Annotated in this window: 17 protein-coding genes and 1 tRNA gene; 3 read left to right on the top strand and 15 right to left on the bottom strand. The window is 71.2% G+C overall.

The window, feature by feature from the left end; genetic code table 11:
* Positions 1 to 59: 59 nt before the first annotated feature.
* The 14 genes from ACILR4_RS10685 to ACILR4_RS10620 form a co-directional block, all read right to left on the bottom strand.
* A complete protein-coding gene (locus tag ACILR4_RS10685; RefSeq protein WP_395700832.1) occupies positions 60 to 1,328 on the bottom strand; it encodes a serine hydrolase domain-containing protein in 1,269 nt (422 codons plus the stop codon).
* A 108-nt stretch (positions 1,329 to 1,436) separates the two neighbouring features.
* A tRNA-Pro gene (locus ACILR4_RS10680) sits at positions 1,437 to 1,513 on the bottom strand.
* Positions 1,514 to 1,555: 42 nt separating this feature from the next.
* The gene (gene rraA, locus ACILR4_RS10675; RefSeq protein WP_395700831.1) at positions 1,556 to 2,047 is read right to left on the bottom strand and encodes a ribonuclease E activity regulator RraA; all 492 of its coding nucleotides are present in this window, start codon (positions 2,045 to 2,047) and stop codon (positions 1,556 to 1,558) included.
* A 39-nt stretch (positions 2,048 to 2,086) separates the two neighbouring features.
* Positions 2,087 to 2,899 (bottom strand): tetratricopeptide repeat protein, encoded by an 813-nt coding sequence (locus tag ACILR4_RS10670; protein WP_395700869.1) that lies wholly within the window; start codon positions 2,897 to 2,899, stop codon positions 2,087 to 2,089.
* On the bottom strand, positions 2,896 to 3,264 hold the full coding sequence (locus ACILR4_RS10665; protein ID WP_395700830.1) for a hypothetical protein: 369 nt from the start codon (positions 3,262 to 3,264) through the stop codon (positions 2,896 to 2,898). Before ACILR4_RS10665 ends, ACILR4_RS10670 begins: the two co-directional genes overlap by 4 nt.
* Positions 3,265 to 3,268: 4 nt before the next feature.
* On the bottom strand, positions 3,269 to 3,697 hold the full coding sequence (locus ACILR4_RS10660) for a cytochrome c-type biogenesis protein (RefSeq protein WP_395700829.1): 429 nt from the start codon (positions 3,695 to 3,697) through the stop codon (positions 3,269 to 3,271).
* A 52-nt stretch (positions 3,698 to 3,749) separates the two neighbouring features.
* The gene (locus tag ACILR4_RS10655) at positions 3,750 to 4,277 is read right to left on the bottom strand and encodes a DsbE family thiol:disulfide interchange protein (RefSeq protein WP_395700828.1); all 528 of its coding nucleotides are present in this window, start codon (positions 4,275 to 4,277) and stop codon (positions 3,750 to 3,752) included.
* Positions 4,274 to 6,268 (bottom strand): heme lyase CcmF/NrfE family subunit, encoded by a 1,995-nt coding sequence (locus ACILR4_RS10650; protein ID WP_395700827.1) that lies wholly within the window; start codon positions 6,266 to 6,268, stop codon positions 4,274 to 4,276. The genes ACILR4_RS10655 and ACILR4_RS10650 overlap by 4 nt, the downstream gene beginning before the upstream one ends.
* Positions 6,265 to 6,732, bottom strand: coding sequence for a cytochrome c maturation protein CcmE (ccmE, locus tag ACILR4_RS10645; protein ID WP_395700826.1), 468 nt, complete (start codon positions 6,730 to 6,732; stop codon positions 6,265 to 6,267). The genes ACILR4_RS10650 and ccmE overlap by 4 nt, the downstream gene beginning before the upstream one ends.
* On the bottom strand, positions 6,729 to 6,899 hold the full coding sequence (gene ccmD, locus ACILR4_RS10640; protein WP_395700825.1) for a heme exporter protein CcmD: 171 nt from the start codon (positions 6,897 to 6,899) through the stop codon (positions 6,729 to 6,731). The genes ccmE and ccmD overlap by 4 nt, the downstream gene beginning before the upstream one ends.
* Positions 6,896 to 7,666 (bottom strand): heme ABC transporter permease CcmC, encoded by a 771-nt coding sequence (gene ccmC, locus ACILR4_RS10635; protein WP_395700824.1) that lies wholly within the window; start codon positions 7,664 to 7,666, stop codon positions 6,896 to 6,898. The genes ccmD and ccmC overlap by 4 nt, the downstream gene beginning before the upstream one ends.
* A 10-nt stretch (positions 7,667 to 7,676) precedes the next feature.
* Positions 7,677 to 8,345, bottom strand: coding sequence for a heme exporter protein CcmB (gene ccmB / locus ACILR4_RS10630; RefSeq protein ID WP_395700823.1), 669 nt, complete (start codon positions 8,343 to 8,345; stop codon positions 7,677 to 7,679).
* A gap of 10 nt (positions 8,346 to 8,355) precedes the next feature.
* Positions 8,356 to 8,997: a cytochrome c biogenesis heme-transporting ATPase CcmA gene (gene ccmA / locus ACILR4_RS10625; protein ID WP_395700822.1), complete on the bottom strand. Its 642-nt coding sequence runs from the start codon at positions 8,995 to 8,997 to the stop codon at positions 8,356 to 8,358.
* Between the two features lie 133 nt (positions 8,998 to 9,130).
* Positions 9,131 to 9,622 carry an Lrp/AsnC family transcriptional regulator gene (locus tag ACILR4_RS10620; protein WP_395700821.1) on the bottom strand — a complete coding sequence of 164 codons (492 nt, stop codon included), beginning with the start codon at positions 9,620 to 9,622 and terminating at the stop codon, positions 9,131 to 9,133.
* Between the two features lie 105 nt (positions 9,623 to 9,727).
* On the opposite strand from ACILR4_RS10620, the gene yedA reads away from it, so the two are divergent.
* Positions 9,728 to 10,627: a drug/metabolite exporter YedA gene (gene yedA, locus ACILR4_RS10615; protein ID WP_395700820.1), complete on the top strand. Its 900-nt coding sequence runs from the start codon at positions 9,728 to 9,730 to the stop codon at positions 10,625 to 10,627.
* Positions 10,628 to 10,725: 98 nt separating this feature from the next.
* On the top strand, positions 10,726 to 11,697 hold the full coding sequence (locus ACILR4_RS10610; RefSeq protein ID WP_395700819.1) for an MBL fold metallo-hydrolase: 972 nt from the start codon (positions 10,726 to 10,728) through the stop codon (positions 11,695 to 11,697).
* 49 nt (positions 11,698 to 11,746) lie between these two features.
* Here ACILR4_RS10610 and ACILR4_RS10605 read toward each other — a convergent pair whose 3' ends face one another.
* Positions 11,747 to 13,504, bottom strand: coding sequence for a thiamine pyrophosphate-binding protein (locus ACILR4_RS10605; protein WP_395700818.1), 1,758 nt, complete (start codon positions 13,502 to 13,504; stop codon positions 11,747 to 11,749).
* A 100-nt stretch (positions 13,505 to 13,604) separates the two neighbouring features.
* On the opposite strand from ACILR4_RS10605, the gene ACILR4_RS10600 reads away from it, so the two are divergent.
* On the top strand, positions 13,605 to 14,066 hold the full coding sequence (locus ACILR4_RS10600) for a helix-turn-helix domain-containing protein (protein WP_395700817.1): 462 nt from the start codon (positions 13,605 to 13,607) through the stop codon (positions 14,064 to 14,066).
* The last annotated feature ends 18 nt before the right edge of the window (positions 14,067 to 14,084 follow it).

The following is a 14,084-nucleotide window of genomic DNA, read 5'->3' as shown; positions in this document are numbered from 1 at the left end:
TGCGGACAGGCTGAAGATAGCGTTTGAAGTGAGCGGCCTTCGCTCCGGCGGGCCCGGCTTCACAAGCAGGCGTCGAACTGATCGTCTGCGGGCCATTGACGCACCTGGCCGGCCGCCTCGTGGAGCAGGCGGTCTATCTTCACCGCGGCCGGTCGCCCGTCTGGCGTGTACTGGCCATTGAACAGCACGGCCCAGTCCAGCCCGTCGTGCCGGCGCACCAGCAACGTGGAGCTGCCGTCCAGCATGCCGGTGTGCCAGGTGTTGATCTGGCCCGGCTGCGCGAGGCGGCGCACGCGCCATCCGCAGGCATAGTGCACCGGCACGCTGTCGGCCGCGCCATCGGGCCGCGCGAACATCGTGGCGATGCTGGCTGGCTTCAGCAGCGGGCAGTGCGCCGGGTCGTCGAAGGCGGCGGCAAAGCGCACCAGGTCGACGGCCGAGGCCAGCCAGCCGCCATGCGAGTCCATCGCCTCCAGCGACCAGGCCCCGTACGGTAGCGGCACTGCATCGTGCGTGAGCCCGGAGATCGGCCTGCCGAGCGGGTTGCGCTCGGCGTAGTAGCGCACTTCGCCGGGCGCACGTCCTTCCAGCGCGGTCTGGCCCAGCCGCATCCGGCGGATCCCCAGGGGCGACAGCACGTCGCGGCGAACGCTGACCTCGTAGCGCTCACCGCCCAAGTGCTCGAGCAGCCGCCCCAGCAGGCAGTAGCCGAAGTTCGAGTAGGCGTAGCGTTCGCCTGGCTCGAAGTCCAGCGGCTGCCGCAGCATGAAGGTGATGATGTCACGGGCTGTCGGCATGCCATCGAGCTGCAGCGCCTGCATGACACGCGAGGCGGCGAACATCGGATCGAAGCTGCGCTCGCGGTCCCAGCCGGCGCGGTGCTGCAGCAGCTGCCGCACGGTGATGCGGTGCCAACGCGCGTCGCGGGGCGCCGGCAGCGGCAGCTGCGCCAGCAGCGGCGCGTCCAGCGCGATGCGCCCGCGCTCCACGGCCTGCAGCACGGCCACGGCGGTAAAGGGCTTCGAGATGCTGGCGATGCGGAACAGATCGGTCGGCTGCACTGCGCGGGCGGGCACGCGCTCGGCCAGGCCGTAGCCGCGGGCATGCACCAGCCGGCGCTCGTGGGTGATGGCCAGCTGCGCACCAGGCAGCTGCTGTTCGATGATGAAACGCTGCATCAGCGCATCGAACACCGCCAGCGCGGGTTGCTCGCGGCCCGTGACGCTGGCCGCGCTCGCAGCCGCCTGCGCTGCACCAGGGGCAGGCCGGGGCAGCAAGGCCAGCGCCGCGGCGCCTTGCAGCCAGGCTCGTCGATGCAGGTGGGGCATGGCGCACTCCGCGCGGCCGACTCGGGTGGACAGGCACCGGTGGGCCGCTCATTTCGGCGCCTAGGCCGGCGCAGCATCCCGACGCTGACGGCCCCTGGGCTTGGATCTTGGTCGGGGTGAGACGATTCGAACGTCCGACCCACTGCTCCCAAAGCAGTTGCGCTACCAGGCTGCGCTACACCCCGAAGTGAAGGATTCTAGCGGCCGTGGCGGCCGGTGCCCGAAGTTCAGGCCGGTTCGGCCAGCACGACGATGCCATCGGCATCGGCGTACAGCCAGTCGCCCGGGCGGATCCACACGCCCTGCACCTGCACCGGCACGTCGACCTGGCCCGGTGCGCGGCGCTCGGTGGGCAAAGGCATCAGCGCCAGCGCACGGATGCCGACATCGCTCTGCCGCAGCTCCGCGATGTCGCGCACGCAGCCGTCGACCACCAGCCCGGCCCAGCCGTTGCGCGCAGCGGCCGCGGCCAGGTTGCCGCCCACCAGCGCACGCCGCAGCGAGCCGCCACCGTCGACCACCAGCACGCGACCGTTGCCAGGCGATTCGACCGCGGTCTTCACCGAGGTGTTGTCCTCGTGGCACTTGACGGTGGACACCGGGCCGCTGAACACCAGTCGGCCGCCGAAGTCCTTGAACACCGGCGGCAGCACCCGGAACGCGCCATCGCTGTCGCTCTTGTGCAGGTCGCACAGATCGCAGGTGGCAAACAGGCCCATCGTGTCCTCCTTGGATTGACGCAAGACGGCCGATGATAGTCAGGGCAGCACGTCGGCGATCTCGAGCTGCACGCCGCGCGCGCCCACCGCCACGGGTGCACTCAGGCCCTGCAGGTCGCCGGGCTGCGGCATCGCGTTGCCGCTCTTGCTGATGCGCGCGCCGACGACCACCTGCCCCGCACCGGACAGGCGCGCGGCCGGGCTCATCGCCAGGCTGTCGTCGAGCGTGAAATCGAGCGGCAGGTCCTTGACCTGCTTGCGCAGGATGGCCAGCGGCATCTTCGCGCCCTGCGCGGGTCGGGCGAAGACAAACAGCGTGTCCCCCGGTGCCACGCGCGACTGCAGCGCGGCGGCCAGCGTGATGCGCCCCTGGACGGCGCTGGCGGCGGCAGCGGGCGCCGCAGCGGTGGCCGTCGCCGCCGTGCCCGCAGGGGCCGAAGCCCCGGCCGCCGGCGGCAGGCCGGCCCGCTGGCGCGCCTCGGCGATCACGTTCTGCAGTTGCTGCGCCATCTCGCCCCCCGGCTCGGCCACCGCCAGCGCCTGCTCCCAGCGCTGCAACGCGCCCTTCGCATCGCCGCGGTTGAACGCCAGGCTGCCGGACAGCGCCAGTGCCTTGAGGTTGCGGCCATCGAGCTGCAAGGCCTTGGCCATCAGCTGCTCGGGCTCGCCGTCGAGCTTGCCGCCCTGCACCGAGCCGATCGCATCGGCCAGGTCCGCATGGGCCTGCGCGTCCTGCGGACGCAGCGCGACCAGGCGGCGGAAGGCCGGCACGGCTTCGTCGAAGCGGCCGAGGATGCTGTACGAGCGGCCGAGCATGGCCCAGCCTTCGGCATCGTCGGGCTTGTCCTTCAGGCGGCGCCGGCGGCCTGCGCGGCGACCGCGCCCGGCTCCACCCGCAACCCCTCGCGGTTGCCGAGCCAGGCGTATCCGCCCGCGGCAAACACCACCACGAAGGCCAGCAGCCCCGCCACCAGCGCACCCGATGGGCGGCGGGCCGGCGGTTCGGCTGCTGCGTCGTGGGCCGGCGTGGCGACGGGCGCCAGCGCCGGGGCGGGCGTCGGGGTCGGCGCAGGCGCGGCGCCCTGCATCACCTCGGCCAGCAGCTGCTGCTCCAGGTGCTGACGTGCAACATGAGCGGCCTCCGAGGTCAGTGCACCGCTCTTCAACAGGTCATCGAGCTGCGCGATCTGCGCCTTCAGCTCATCGATTCGGGACATGTATTTATCGCCTGGCGGCTGCTTCGTCGCCGCCGACGTCGTTATCGGGTACTTCAGGATCGAAGGCGTCGTCGCCCAGGCGCTGGCGGCGACGCAGCACCACGACCAGGCCGCCCAGCGCGCCCACCATCAGCAGGACCGGCCCCAACCACAGCAGCGCCGTGCTGGCCTTGAACGGCGGCCGGTAGAGCACGAAGTCGCCGTAGCGGTCGGTCATGTAGTCGCGGATTTCCCGCTCGCTCTTGCCCTGGGCCAGCTGCTCGCGGATCTGCTGGCGCAGGTCTTGCGCCAGGTCGGCATGCGAGTCGGCGATGGTCTGGTTCTGGCACACCAGGCAGCGCAGCTCGGCGGCCAGCGCCATCATGCGCGCCTCGATCGCCGGGTCCTTGGCCACCGGGGCGGCTTCGCCGGCCCACGCGCCAGGCAGGACCATGCAGCCGGCTGCAAGCAGCAGGGCCGCGAAACGGAGAGCGCGTCGGCGGATGTCAGGCATTGAGTTGCCTCAACAGCGGTTCAACCTTGTCGCGCAGCACCTCGGGCGTCAGCGGGCCGATGTGCTTGAAGCGGACGACGCCGGCCTTGTCGATCACGAAGGTTTCGGGCACACCGTACACGCCGTAGTCGATGCCGATGCGACCGTCGGGATCGAACAACGAATCGGTGTAGGGGTTGCCGAAGCGGCTCAGCCAGCCCAGCCCGTCCGGGCGCTGGTCCTTGTAGTTGAGGCCGTAGATCGGCACCAGGCCGCGCTTGGAAAAGTCCACCAGCACCGGATGTTCGTCGCGACACGCGGCACACCAGGACGCCCACACGTTCAGGATCCAGACCTTGCCCTGCAGGTCGTCGCGCTTGATCGTGCGTTCGGGGGCGGCCAGCGCGCTGGCACTGAAGGCCGGCGCCGGCTTGCCGATCAGCGGCGAGGGCACTTCGCGCGGGTTCAGGTTCAAGCCGATGGCGAGAAATCCCACCAGCACCAGGAACAGGCCCAGCGGCCACAGAAAGCGCGCCTTCATGTGCCGCTCCCGGCCACCGCCGCCGCCGGCAGCGCGGCGCTGCGCGTCTGCCGGGCGCGATAGCGGCGATCGGTGGCGGCCAGCAGGCCGCCGAACATCATGATCAGGCAGCCGCCCCAGATCCAGCCGATGAAGGGCTTGTGCTGCACGCGCACGATCCATTCGCCGGTGGGCAACTGCTCGCCCATCGAGACATACAGGTCACGCACCAGGTTGCTGTGCACCGCCGCCTCGGTCATCGGGTTGCTCTGCACGCGGTAGATGCGTTTCTCGGGCTGGAGCGTGGCAATGACGCGGCCGCCCTGCGTGACCTCGATCTGACCCTGCATCGCCACGTAATTGGGGCCCTGCACCTCGCGCAGGTCCTGCATCGTGAAGCGGTAGCCGGCGATCTCGGTGGTGTCGCCACGGCCCATCTTCACGTCGCGCTCGGTCTCGTAGGTCTTGACCATCGCCACGCCGAATGCGAACACCGCCACGCCCAGGTGCGCGGCGAACATGCCCAGCATCGCCCGCGGCAGCAGCGCGGCGCGGCCGGCGATGCTGCCGCCCTGGGCCTGGCCGGCACGCGGGCGCAGGCGCTCGACGAGGTCGACGATGATCGACGCGACGATCCAGTAGGCCAGCGTCAGCCCGCCGGTGGTGGCCACGGAGATGCGGCCTTCGATCGCCCCGGTGGCCAGCGCCGCCAGCACGGCGCCCGGCAAGGCCCAGCGCAGGCGGCGGGCCAGCGAACCGACTTCGTCGTGCTTCCAGCGCGTGAGCGGGCCGATGCCCAGCACCACCAGCAGCGGCGCCATCAGCAGGGCGAACACGGTGTCGAAGTACGGCGGGCCGACCGAGATCTTGCCCTGCCCCAGCGCATCCAGGAACAGCGGGTACAGCGTGCCCAGCAGCACCGCGCCGGTGGCCGCCGCCAGCAGCATGTTGTTGGTGAGCAGCATCGATTCCTTCGACAGCGCGCCGAAGCGCTGGCCCAGGCCGACACGCGGCGCGCGCCAGGCGAACAGCGCCAGCGAGGCGCCGATCACGATGACCAGGAAGCTCAGGATGAACAGGCCGCGCCGCGGGTCGGTGGCGAAGGCATGCACCGACGACAGCACGCCCGAACGGACCAGGAAGGTGCCCAGCAGCGACAGCGAGAACGCCATGATCGCCAGCAGCACGGTCCAGACCTTGAAGCTGCCGCGCTTTTCGGTCACCGCCAGCGAGTGGATCAGCGCGGTGCCGCAGAGCCAGGGCATGAACGAGGCGTTCTCCACCGGGTCCCAGAACCACCAGCCGCCCCAGCCCAGCTCGTTGTAGGCCCACCAGCTGCCCAGGCCGATGCCGAAGGTGAGGAAGATCCAGGCCGCGACGGTCCAGGGCCGTGTCCAGCGCGCCCAGGCCGCATCCAGCTGGCCGCCCAGCAGCGCGGCGATCGCGAATGCGAAGGCGACCGAGAAGCCGACGTAGCCCATGTACAGCATCGGCGGGTGCGCCACCATGCCAGGGTCCTGCAGCAGCGGGTTCAGGTCGCGGCCATCCGGCGCCGGCGGCAGCAGGCGGTCGAAGGGGTTGGAGGTGATCAGCGTGAACAGCAGGAAGCCCGCCGCCACCAGGCCCAGCACGCCCAGGATGCGGGCGACGAACACCCGCGGCAGCGAGGCGCTGAAGCTGGCCACCGCGATGGTCCAGACGTTGAGCATCAGCAGCCACAACAGCAGCGAGCCTTCATGCCCGCCCCAGACGCCGGCCAGGCGGTAGTGCAGCGGCAGCGCCGAATTGGAGTTCGACGCCACGTACAGCACCGAGAAGTCATGCCGCACGAAAGACGCGGCCAGGCAGGCGAAGGCGCCCAGCACCAGGCCGAACTGCGCCCAGGCCAGCGGCCGGCCCAGCAGCATCCAGTCGGTCCGGCCGCGCTGCGCGCCGGCCAGCGGCAGGGTGCCCTGCAACAGGGCCACCGCCAGCGCCGCGATCAGCAGCAATTGCCCAAGTTCGGGAATCATTTCTTCGCTCCGCCATCGATGGGGTGCCCGGCCATGCGGGCCTTCACCTGCTCGGCGCGCTGCACCGCATCGGCCGCCTCGGGCGGCATGTAGTTCTCGTCGTGCTTGGCCAGCACCTCGCGGGCGGTGAACACGCCGTCCGGGCCCAGCTGGCCCTGGGCCACCACGCCCTTGCCTTCCTTGAACAGGTCGGGCAGCACGCCGTCGTAGCGCACCGGCACGCTCTGCGCCGTATCGGTCACCGTGAAGCGCACGGTCACCCCTTCACGCACCACGCTGCCGGACTGCACCAGGCCGCCGATGCGGAAGGTGCGGCCCGAGGGCGCTTCCTTCGCGGCGATCTGGGTCGGCGTGTAGAAGAACACCAGGTTGCTGTTGAAGGCGTTGAGCACCAGGCCCACCGCCACGCCCACCAGCGCCAGCACGCCCACGACGATGGCGGCGCGTTTGTGGCGCGGCTTCATTGCCCGGTCTCCTGCTCATCGCCCAGCGCGTGGCGCGCGGCGCGCAGGCGCTGGCGGGCCAGCCAGGCTTCGCCCGCCATCACCACCAGCGCCACGCCATAGGAGCCCCACACATACAGGCCGTAGCCGCCCATGTGCCAGAAGGCGTCGAAAGAGGTCCAGTTCATCGTCGTCCATTGTCCGCGCCAGCGTGGCGCAGCGCCCTCACCCACTCGGTGTCGCTTTCTTGTTCGAGCACGATGGCCCTTGCGCGCGTGAACACCACCGCGAAACTGTAGGCCCAGAAGCACAGCGTCATCAGCAGCATGGACGTGAGCATCGTGCTCACCATCTTCGGCGCTGTGGTCATGCTGATCGTCGAGCCCTGGTGCAAGGTGTTCCACCAGCGCACCGAGAAATAGATGATGGGGATGTTCACCGCGCCCACAAGCGCCAGCAGCGCGCCGGCATTGGCGGCACGGCGCGGGTCGTCGATGGCCTCGGTCAGTGCGATGTAGCCCAGGTACAGCAGCAGCAGGATGAATTCCGAGGTCAGGCGTGCGTCCCACACCCACCAGGTGCCCCAGGTCGGCTTGCCCCACAGCGCCCCGGTCCACAGTGCCAGGAAGGTGAACATCGCGCCGGTGGGGGCCAGCGCCCGCGCGTACATCGAGGCCATGCGCGCATTGAGCATCCAGCCCCAGGCGGCCCAGAAGGCCATGGACAGGTAGATGACCATGCTCATCCAGGCAGCCGGCACGTGGATGAAGATGATGCGGTAGGCCTCGCCCTGCTGGAAATCGGTGGGCGCGATGGCGAAGCCGACGTACAGCCCGGCCAGCCCGGTGATCAGCGAGACGGCCCAGAGCCACGGCACCGCCGCGCCGGCGAACGCGAAGAAGCGCGAGGGCGCGGCCAGCATGGTCCAGGTGATCGGGGAGCGGCGCTCGTTCATCGTATGTCGTTCAGTCCAGCGAGATGCGCAAGGCGGCGGCGGTGGCCCAGGGTGCGCCGAGCAGCGCGGCAATCAGCAGCGCGCCCAGCAGCGACAGGTGCGCCTGCGGCGACTGCCCCCCTTCGACCGCGCCCACCGCGCCAGTTCCGAAGATCAAGGCCGGGATTGTCAACGGAAGCACGATCAGGAACACCAGCGCCGCACCACTGCGCAGCCCCAGGGTCAGCGCGCCACCCACCGCCCCCAGCAGGCTGAGCACCGGGGTGCCCAGCAGCAGCGTGGCCACCAGCACGCCGATGGCCGTGCCGCGCATGTCGAACAGCACGCCCAGCAGCGGCGCAGCCAGCACCAGCGGCAGGCCCGACGAGAGCCAGTGCGCCAGCACCTTGCCCAGCACCACCGCCACCAGCGGCTGCGGCGCCAGCAGCAGTTGTTCGAGCGAACCGTCCTGGTGGTCGCTGGCAAACATCTGGGTCACCGAGAGCATCGCGGCCAGCAGTGCGCAGACCCACACCACGCCAGGGGCAATGGTGCGCAGCATCTGCGGCTCGGGGCCGACGCCGATCGGGAACAGCCCGGCGGCCACGACGAAGAAGCCCAGCGGCAGCAGGGCCTCGACCCGGCGGCGGCGCGCCAGCAGCAGGTCGCGGCGGGTGACGGCAAGCAGCACCGAACTCATGCGCGTCCCATCAGGCGGCCCGGAACGGTTCGAGATCGAACGCGCTGGCACCGTTCAAGGCCACGCTCTGGTGGCTGGTCAGCAGCACCAGGCCGCCGCGCGCGGCATGCGCCTCGATCAGGCCCGAGAGCGTCTGCACGCTGGACTGGTCCAGCGCGTCGTAGGGCTCGTCGAGGATCCAGGCGCGTGGCGCCTCGTCCAGCGCCAGCCGGGCCAACGCACCACGCCGCCGCTGCCCCTGCGACAGGGTGCGCACCGGCGCGTTGCGGCGCGAAGCCAGGCCCATGAGCTCGAGCGCGCGCTGCGCCCTGGGCAGCGGCTGGTCCAGGCCCGCCAGCGCGGCCAGGAAGGCCACGGCCTCGGCCAGCGTGAGGTCTTCCTTCAAGGCATTGCTGTGCCCGATGTAGACGGTGCCGGCCCGCGCGGCATCGACCACGCGGCGCAACGGCTCGCCCTGCCACAGCACCTGCCCTTCGGCGGGCTGCGACAGGCCGGCCAGGATGCGCATCAGGCTGGTCTTGCCACTGCCGTTGGTGCCGCGCAGCCAGGTGATGCTGCCGCGGCGCAGGCCCAGGTCCAGGCCGCTGAACAGCAGCTGCCGGCCGCGGCGGCAGGCCAGCCCGCGGGTGGCCAGCGGCAGTTCGGCGCTCATCGTGGCAGGGCTCGGGGCGGAAGGGACAGCGGACATCAATCGGCAGGTGGGCGGCGGCGCTCGCGGCGCCCGGCACCGGACGGCTGCGCGGGACGCATGCTAACGGCTGCGCCGGTGTCGTCCTTAAGATTCGTCAAGCCCGCGTGAGCTTTCGAATCGGCGGCTTCACGTCCTCGGGCCGCGGCGGCAGCATGGCCTGGTGCTCGCGCGGGGCGTTCAGGATGATCGAGGTCGAGGTCTCGGCCAGCAGGCAGAAGCGGGTGACCACCGCGTCGAGGTGGGCCACGTCGATCACCGCGATCTCCAGGATCCAGCTGTCCTCGCCCGTGACATTGAAGGCGTTGATGACCTCCGGCGTCTGCTGGATCTGCTTGACCACGCGCGCGTACTCGGCCCGGGCGACCCGCACGATGGCGCGGATGCCGTAGCCCAGCGCGGCCAGGTTCACGGTGGCCCGGTAGCCCGAGACGACGCCGGCGGTTTCGAGCTTGCGCACCCGCTCGGTGACGGCCGGCTGCGACAGGTGCACGCGGCGGCCGAGCTCGGCCATCGAGACGCGGGCGTCGGCCTGCAGTTCGGCCAGGATGCGGGTGTCGTAGGCGTCGAGCGACGGGGGTTCTGGCATTTTCAAAGTCCTGGTGGCGCGGAATCTTGAAATCAAAGGTCGAGACCGCCGCGAAACTCGGATTCTGCATGGTCTGCGGGCCTTCGGCTTTCTAGGATGACGGCCATGAACACCACCGTGCTCACGAACGCCCGCGGCGGCCTGCCGCCGCTGATCCTGGCCTGCCTGGCCGCCACCTGGCTGATCTGGGGCTCCACCTACCTGGCGATCAAGATCGCCCTGACCGGCCTGCCGCCCTTCCTGCTGATGGCCAGCCGCTTCCTGGTGGCCGGCATCGCGCTGCTGGCCTGGACCCGCTGGCGCGGCGCGCCAATGCCCAGCCGGCGCGAATGGCGCAATGCCTTCGTCGTCGGCGGACTGATGCTGGGCGGCGGCATGGGCGGCACCGCGGTGGCCGAAATGACGGTGGGCTCCGGCCTGGTGGTGGCCTTCATCGCGGTGCTGCCGTTGATGATCGCGATGTTCAACCGCCTCTACGGCGTCAGGACCGCGCGCGGCGAGCTGGCCGGCATCGCGGTCGGCCTGGCCGGCGTGCTGCTGCTGACGCGCGGGGCCGGCTTTGCCGCCTCCCCGGCCGGGCTGGTGGCCATCAGCGTCGCCTGCCTGAGCTGGGCCGCCGGCAGCGTGCTCAGCCAGCAGAGCCTGCCGCTGGCGCCCGGGGCCACCGGCTTTGCCAGCGAGATGATCTGCGGCGGCGCCGTGCTGCTGGCACTGGCGGCCTGCCAGGGCGAGTCCTGGCCGGCGCAGCTGTCGGCGGCGGCGGCCAGCGCCTGGCTCTACCTGGTGGTGTTCGGCTCGCTGATCGCCTTCAATGCCTACATGGTGCTGCTGTCCCAGGCTTCGCCGGCGCTGGCCTCGAGCTACTCGTTCGTCAATCCGGTGATCGCGATGCTGCTGGGCATCGGCCTGGGCGGCGAGCATGTCAGCGCCGGCGAGTGGGGTGCCGCCGGCATCATCCTGCTGGGCGTGCTGCTCCTGCTGCGGGCCCGCGCCCAGGCCCGCTGAGCGCCGCGCGTGGCACCACCCCATTGGCCAGCGCCGCAGCGGCCGATTGGCCATGGCCGGCAGGCCCCTGCTTCGGCTAGGCTTGCCGCATGCCTGGAATGAAGCTTCTGTGCAGCCTGCTGCTGGCCGCCAGCGCGCTGTGCGCCCACGCGAGCGGGGCCGCGCTGCCCGCCGGCATCACGCTGGTGCCCGGCCACTGGACCCCCGGCGGGCAGCCCGACGGCAACAGCGTGCTGTTCGACGGCCCCGACGGCCTGGTCCTGCTGGACACCGGCCGCCATGTGGCCCATGCCCAGGCGCTGATCGAGGCCATCCGCACCCGCAGCACACCGCTGCGCTGGATCGTCAACAGCCACTGGCACCTCGACCACATCGGCGGCAACGGCTTGCTGCGCCAGGCCTTCCCGCAGGCGAAGCTGATGGCCAGCGACGCGATCGTCGGCGCGCGCGACGGATTTCTCGCCCGCTACCGGGCGCAGCTGGTCGAGCAACTGGCCGGCCTGGCCGAGGGCGATGCGAAGCGCCTGCCGCTGCTGCGCGAGATCGCCATCATCGACGACCGCGCGGCGCAAACGCCGGATGTGAGCGTCCAGGCCAGCGGCGAGCAGACCCTGGCCGGCCGCCGCTTGCTGGTCGGCCTGGCGCGCGACGCCGCCACCGCCGGCGACGTGTGGCTGTACGACCCACAGGCGCGGGTGCTGGCCGCCGGGGACCTGGTGACCCTGCCGGTGCCCTTTCTCGACACCGCCTGCGCGCCGCGCTGGTCGGGCGCGCTGGGCACGCTGGCGGCCCAGCCCTTCGAGCAGCTGATCCCGGGCCACGGCCCGGTGCTGACGCGCGCGGAATTCGAGCGCTACCGTCGCGGCTACGACGGCCTGCTGCAATGCGCGGCCAGCAGCGCCGCCGCGCCCGCCTGCATCAGCGGCTGGCTGGACACGCTGGGCCCGCTGGTGCCCGAGGGCGACCAGAAGCTGGCCCGGGCCTACCTCGGCTACTACCTGGACGAGCACCTGCGGGCGCCGCCCGCGAAGGCCCGCGCCTATTGCCCGAAAGACGCGGCCGGCGGTTGAAACCTCGCCCCTGGGTGCCGCCGGCACCCAGGGCGTTGGCGCGCGGGCTTCAACGCCCCGACTGGCGCGCCGCCTCGCGAATCGCCGACAGCGTCGTGCGCGAGGTGCTGACGTCTGCATCCAGCCGCAGGTGGATCAGCATCGGCGGTCCGGGCTGCAGGGCTTCGGCAAAGGCCGCCTCGAACTCGCTGGTCTGCTCCACCCGCGCCGCGCGCCAGCCATAGGCGCGGGCCAGCGCCGCGAAGTCCGGATTGAACAGGTCGCTGCCGCTGACGCGCCCCGGGTACTCGCGCTCCTGGTGCATGCGGATCGTGCCGTAGGTGCCGTTGTCCACCACCAGGCTGATGAGCCGGCCGCGGCCGCCGTTCGCGCCGTAGCCGGTGGCGGTGGCCAGTTCCTGGCCGGTCATCAGGAAGTCGCCGTCGCCGGCGACGTTGACCACGGTGCGCTCGGGGTACAGCAGGGCGGCGCCCACCGCTGCCGGCACGCCATAGCCCATGGCGCCCGAGGTCGGTGCCAGCTGCGTGCGGCCGTCGTGCTGCAGGCCGTGGTAGCGCACGTAGCGGTGCAGCCAGCCGCTGTAGTTGCCGGCGCCGTTGGTGTAGACGGTGTTGGCCGGCGCCAGGCGCTGCACGGTCTTCATCACGACTGCCATGTCCAGCGGCTCGACGGCGGGCGCCACGTGGTTCGCTTCGTAGTCGGCATGCGCGGCCTGGGTCCAGTCGGTCCACGGCAAGGCGGGGGGCGCGGTCAGCGCCTCCAGCGCCTTGGCCGCCGCAGCCACCGAGGCCTGCAGCAGCAGGTCGGCGGCATACACGCGGCCCAGCTCGTCGGCACCGGCATGGATGTGCACCAGCTTCTGCGCCGGCCGCGGCGGCTGCAGCAGCGTGTAGCCGCTGGTCGTCATCTCGCCCAGGCGCACGCCCAGCGCGATGATCAGGTCCGCCTCTTTCACGCGCCGGGCCAGCTTCGGGTTGATGCCGATGCCCACGTCGCCGGCATACAGCGGGTGGCGGTTGTCGAAGGTGTCCTGGAAGCGGAAGCCGCAGCCCACCGGCAGCTGCCAGTTCTCGGCAAAGCGCTGCAGCGCCTTGGCGCTCTCCGCATCCCAACCGCTGCCGCCGGCGATCACCAGCGGGCGCTGGGCGGCCAGCAGCAGCGTGCGCAGCTCGCGCAGTCCGCCCGGCGCGGGCCAAGCCTGCGCGGGCTCGGCACGCGGCAGCACCGGCGCAGTGGTCGCTTTCGTCAGCATGTCCTCGGGCAGCACCAGCACCACCGGCCCGGGGCGGCCCTGCAGTGCGGTGTGGAAGGCGCGGCCGATGTACTCGGGCAGCCGGTCGGCTTCATGCACCTCGCCGACCCACTTGGCCATGCCCAGCGTGCCGGGGCCGAACATCTGGCGGTAGTCCACCTCCTGGAAGGCCTCGCGGTCGCGCTGGTCGCTGGCCACCTGGCCGATGAACAGGATCATCGGCGTCGAGTCCTGGAACGCGGTGTGCAGCCCGATGCTGGCATTGGTGGCGCCAGGACCGCGGGTGACGAAGCAGATGCCGGGCCGGCCGCTCAGCTTGCCCTGCGCCTCGGCCATGAAGGCCGCCCCGCCTTCCTGGCGGCAGGCGATGAAGCGGATCCGATCGCGATGTTCATGAAAGCCATCGAGCACCGCGAGGTAGCTCTCGCCGGGCACGCCGAAGGCGGTGTCGACGCCCTGCGCGATCAGGGCCTCGACCAGCAGGTGGCCGGCAGGGCGTGCGTTGGCGGGTGAAGGCGCGAGGGAAGTGGACGATGAAGGGGCGGCTTGGCTCATCACCGAATCTTAGCGAGCCCCCCTGCCCCAACGGCCGATCCCTGATCGACATGACTTTCAGACACTTGACTGTCACTTATAGCTGTCAGATAGTTCGGCCATGCCTTCCGAATCCGCCGACCTCGACCCGCCCGAGACAGCCGATCGCCACACGATCGACGAGCTGGCCACGCTTGCCGGCGTCACGCCGCGCACGGTGCGCTTCTACATCGCGCAGGGCCTGCTCGACCGCCCGGCCGGCAGCAAGCGCGGCGCCTTCTACCAGCGCCGGCACCTCGAGCAGCTGCTGCTGGTGCGGCGCTGGACCGATGCCGGACTGAGCCTGGAGCGCGTGCGCGAGCTGATGGCCGGCGCGCCGGAAGACCCGCCGCCGCGCGCTGCCGCGCCCGGCACGGTGGAGGTCTGGAGCCGCGTCACCGTGGCCGACGGGCTGGAAGTGCATATCGAACCAGGCCGGGCCGGGCTCACGCCCGAGCAGGTGCGCGCACTGGTGCGCGGCATCACCGGCCTGTATCGCCAGCTGCGTGCCGAGGCCGAGCCCGGCGCCGAACCGGCACCCTGAGTCCTTCACCGCCCAAGG

This window comes from Aquabacterium sp. (assembly GCF_044226965.1).
GTDB lineage: Bacteria > Pseudomonadota > Gammaproteobacteria > Burkholderiales > Burkholderiaceae_C > Pseudaquabacterium.
Note: the sequence above shows the minus strand (reverse complement) of the source record. Positions and strands in the feature narration are given on the sequence as shown.

Excerpts from the sequence above, each read along its gene's own strand:
- ccmB (WP_395700823.1), bottom strand. The coding sequence starts at position 8,345 with ATGAGTTCGGTGCTGCTTGCCGTCACCCGCCGCGACCTGCTGCTGGCG.
- ccmA (WP_395700822.1), bottom strand. The coding sequence starts at position 8,997 with ATGAGCGCCGAACTGCCGCTGGCCACCCGCGGGCTGGCCTGCCGCCGC.
- ACILR4_RS10685 (WP_395700832.1), bottom strand. The coding sequence starts at position 1,328 with ATGCCCCACCTGCATCGACGAGCCTGGCTGCAAGGCGCCGCGGCGCTG.
- ACILR4_RS10600 (WP_395700817.1), top strand. The coding sequence starts at position 13,605 with ATGCCTTCCGAATCCGCCGACCTCGACCCGCCCGAGACAGCCGATCGC.
- ACILR4_RS10605 (WP_395700818.1), bottom strand. The coding sequence starts at position 13,504 with ATGAGCCAAGCCGCCCCTTCATCGTCCACTTCCCTCGCGCCTTCACCC.
- ACILR4_RS10620 (WP_395700821.1), bottom strand. The coding sequence starts at position 9,622 with ATGCCAGAACCCCCGTCGCTCGACGCCTACGACACCCGCATCCTGGCC.
- yedA (WP_395700820.1), top strand. The coding sequence starts at position 9,728 with ATGAACACCACCGTGCTCACGAACGCCCGCGGCGGCCTGCCGCCGCTG.
- ACILR4_RS10610 (WP_395700819.1), top strand. The coding sequence starts at position 10,726 with ATGAAGCTTCTGTGCAGCCTGCTGCTGGCCGCCAGCGCGCTGTGCGCC.
- ccmE (WP_395700826.1), bottom strand. The coding sequence starts at position 6,732 with ATGAAGCCGCGCCACAAACGCGCCGCCATCGTCGTGGGCGTGCTGGCG.
- ccmD (WP_395700825.1), bottom strand. The coding sequence starts at position 6,899 with ATGAACTGGACCTCTTTCGACGCCTTCTGGCACATGGGCGGCTACGGC.
- rraA (WP_395700831.1), bottom strand. The coding sequence starts at position 2,047 with ATGGGCCTGTTTGCCACCTGCGATCTGTGCGACCTGCACAAGAGCGAC.
- ACILR4_RS10655 (WP_395700828.1), bottom strand. The coding sequence starts at position 4,277 with ATGAAGGCGCGCTTTCTGTGGCCGCTGGGCCTGTTCCTGGTGCTGGTG.
- ACILR4_RS10650 (WP_395700827.1), bottom strand. The coding sequence starts at position 6,268 with ATGATTCCCGAACTTGGGCAATTGCTGCTGATCGCGGCGCTGGCGGTG.
- ACILR4_RS10660 (WP_395700829.1), bottom strand. The coding sequence starts at position 3,697 with ATGGTCCTGCCTGGCGCGTGGGCCGGCGAAGCCGCCCCGGTGGCCAAG.
- ccmC (WP_395700824.1), bottom strand. The coding sequence starts at position 7,666 with ATGAACGAGCGCCGCTCCCCGATCACCTGGACCATGCTGGCCGCGCCC.
- ACILR4_RS10665 (WP_395700830.1), bottom strand. The coding sequence starts at position 3,264 with ATGTCCCGAATCGATGAGCTGAAGGCGCAGATCGCGCAGCTCGATGAC.